At 43.2% G+C, this 3,223-nt stretch carries 4 protein-coding genes; 1 reads left to right on the forward strand and 3 read right to left on the reverse strand.

The window, feature by feature from the left end:
- Positions 1–25 precede the first annotated feature (25 nt).
- The 3 genes from WBV27_RS10215 to relB all read right to left on the reverse strand — a co-directional run bounded on the left by WBV27_RS10215 (position 26) and on the right by relB (position 1,127).
- Complete coding sequence (locus WBV27_RS10215) at positions 26–487, reverse strand: DUF2798 domain-containing protein (RefSeq protein WP_424201762.1); 462 nt, start codon at positions 485–487, stop codon at positions 26–28.
- Between the two features lie 149 nt (positions 488–636).
- The gene (locus WBV27_RS10220) at positions 637–903 is read right to left on the reverse strand and encodes a type II toxin-antitoxin system RelE family toxin (RefSeq protein ID WP_424201768.1); all 267 of its coding nucleotides are present in this window, start codon (positions 901–903) and stop codon (positions 637–639) included.
- 2 nt (positions 904–905) lie between these two features.
- Entirely contained in the window at positions 906–1,127 is a 222-nt protein-coding gene (relB, locus tag WBV27_RS10225) for a type II toxin-antitoxin system RelB family antitoxin (RefSeq protein WP_424201764.1), read from the reverse strand.
- A gap of 190 nt (positions 1,128–1,317) precedes the next feature.
- Between relB and WBV27_RS10230 the strand changes: the two genes are divergently transcribed.
- Positions 1,318–3,223: sigma-54-dependent transcriptional regulator (locus WBV27_RS10230; protein WP_424201766.1), on the forward strand; the 1,906-nt coding region annotated here is incomplete at its 3' end.

A 3,223-nucleotide genomic window follows, 5' to 3' on the forward strand; every position in this document is an offset into this window, starting at 1 on the left:
TTTTTCAACAACTATGCGCTAACGTTTATTCCAAAACAAGCGTACTATTGGCTTGGATTTTGCCAAGAATTGTCCGGGACACAGGCCCGACAACCAACAGTTGCAACGGCAAAGCGACAATAACATTCATTCTCCACGCTTCACTATAGGCCGCCCATAAATTATCTGGAATGCCGCCTTCCATCAGAACTCCGAATAATGACATGAAAGTGACCATGCCTAAAACCATCAAACTGGAGATTGTCAAAATTAACTGCAACTTATTTTCTTTTTTGATGGGTAGTCGAAAAGCAATTTTCTTTGCGACCACTCCTACAATGAATACGTCCAAAATAAAGGCAACAACAAAACCTGGCACTAAGCCTGCCACAAGCGGCATAAGAGCTAAATTGTCATGTAACAGCAGATTGTAAAGGCTCATTCCTAACACCATCATAGAGCACATTATCGTCGTAAAAATAATTCCTTCTTTTTTGTTTGTGGGCATGTAAACACTCCTTCTAATTTTTTGCAACGTCAACCATGGTATCACAAATAGAGGATGCGTGTAAGAAGTATTTTCATAAATAGTTTAAGTATTTTGAAATTCATTATATGGCTATTATATATGGGAGTGACACCAGAGATAGACTCTTACTATTTATAGATATCTTTCCGGTGGCCGATTTCAAGAATTAATATAGTGATTGTATCATCATTGATGTCTGCAATCAGACGGTAATCACCAATCCGATAACGCCATTCACCAGAATGGTTCGCGACAAGTCCCTTTCCGTGCTGTCTGGGATTCTCTGTATCCACCAGATTCTTTTTGATCCAAGATAAAATGATTTGCGCTTGATAACGATCCATTTTCTTCAGTGTCTTTTGAGCGCTGCTTTCAAAGGCTACTTTATATGCCACCATCAGAAATCCAATTCCTTCATCATTTCATCGAAAGAAAGAACTTGAGGGTTCTCATTGTGTTGTTTCATGGCAACGTGATAGAGTTCCAGATCGATTTCGTCTTCAATTTTTTCCAATACTGCATTCCTGAAGAGAGCAGAAATCGTAATGTTTTTGGCTTTCGCATATTCTTTGATCAATTTTTCTTCTTCTTCATCCATGCGTAATGATATGGTGCTCATCATGATCACTCCTTTGTATGTACATTGTATTACAAATGCGGCCGTTATTCAAATGTTTTGAAAGCCTGTTGGGGTTATTGCTAACGCACTGAAAAAGAACAGGCTGTGGAACGGCACTTTTCGTAAGCTTCCGCTTTCGTTTTTTTCGGGACTATGGTATTTTTATGATGATGGAACAGGAGGAATCTGGATGAAACGAATTGACCGAATCTACGAGTATATAAAAATTCGCTCGCAGGAGTATACAGAAGCTGCTTTTGAGCAGGGGAACGAAGGCGTGACGACTCAGGAAGTTGTGACGGAGCTTCAGATCATACGGCCCAATGCAAGCAGCGACTTAAATGAGCTCGTGCGTCAGGGAAAACTGATCAAATCCTCTGGACGACCGGTCAGATATGCGGATCACTCTTTGAAATGGCCTGAGCGACCACAAAAAAAGATGCACTCATATAAAGAAGACCAACCCAAGCCAATAGCAAGGCCAAACAGCGAAACCCGCGGCCCTGTTTCTGGAATTTCTCGTGTTCCCGCAACCCGGGAAGGAAATAATGCGGGCAGCCGAGAAACAAATAATGAGGTGTTTGCGAATGTAATCGGTTCAAATGACAGTATGCGGACTCAAGTTGATCAGGCAAAGGCGGCGATCCTCTATCCTCCTAAGGGGTTAAGCTGCTTGATCACTGGACCGACAGGAAGCGGGAAAACCTTTTTTGTTCATGCAATGTTTCGTTTCGCGCAAGCAAATCAAGTTTTTGCAGCTGATAAGGAACTGGTTGTGTTCAATTGTGCCGACTATGCGCACAATCCTGAGTTATTGATGGCTCATTTGTTCGGATACCGCAAGGGTGCTTTTACAGGAGCGACGGAAACGACGGACGGATTGATCCAACGGGCAGACGGCGGCATGCTCTTTATGGATGAAGTGCACCGCCTACCGCCTGAAGGTCAAGAAATGATTTTTTATCTGCTGGATCACGGTACCTATAATCGATTAGGCGAAACCGATAAAGCCAACAAAGTCAATGTCCGTCTAGTTTGTGCTACGACGGAAGATCCCGCTTCCAGTTTGCTTCAGACCTTTGTTCGGCGCATTCCGATCGTCATTAAATTACCGCAATTTTCAGAGCGTCCGATTGCGGAACAGCTGGATTTGTTGAAGCGGATGGTCTCGATTGAAGCCAATCGAATCCAAAAAAGCATCCACGTGAAACAGGATGCAGTGAAGGCATTGATCGGCAGCGTAACCTACGGAAATGTCGGGCAGCTGAAATCGAATGTCCAGCTTGTTTGTGCGCGGGCCTTTTTGAAATATATGAATTCAGATGAAATATCGATTACGTTGGATGAGCTGACACCAGAGATCCAAAACGGTCTGATGAATTTGGCAAATAATCATCGTGAGCGTTTGAATGAACTCACTCGGATACTGGAGCCTGTGCTGATGTTGGTGCCGAATGAAGGAGAGGAAAACCAACTGATCAGCGATTCCTATGAGCTTCCTTATAATTTGTATGAAATTATTGGAAATAAAGCCGCACTGCTGCGGGAAGAAGGGCTCGATAAGGAATCCATCAACCATTACATTACGACCGACATCAATGTCCATCTGAAGTCTTTTTATCGTGATACGGGGTTGACCTTTGACACAGAGAAAAAACTTTCCGAAATCATTGATCAACGAATTATTCGCTTTGCTAAGAATATGTTTGAGTATGCGCAAGACCATTTGGATTACCACTTCCAACGGAATTTCGTCTATGCGATGAGTCTCCATATCAGTTCGTTTTTAAAACGGATCCAATTAGGCGAAAACAGCCGGACGCTCCATGCAAGCATTAAAAATATGGTGGAAGATTATCCCCAAGAGTTTGCAGTCGCTAAATGGATGAAACAAGAACTGCAAAAAGAATACAGTATTAGCATCCCCGAGGTGGAGACTTATTACCTGACTTTGCTGCTGGTTTCATTAAAGCAAGACAAAGTCTCAGGGAGAGTGGGTGTTGTGATTGCCGCCCATGGCAGGAGCACAGCAACGAGCATGGCCGAGGTTGTGACGACACTGTTGGGTGTCGACAATATCCGCGCTGTAGATATGC

The organism is Trichococcus sp. (genome assembly GCF_049589555.1).
In the GTDB taxonomy this organism is placed as follows: domain Bacteria; phylum Bacillota; class Bacilli; order Lactobacillales; family Aerococcaceae; genus Trichococcus.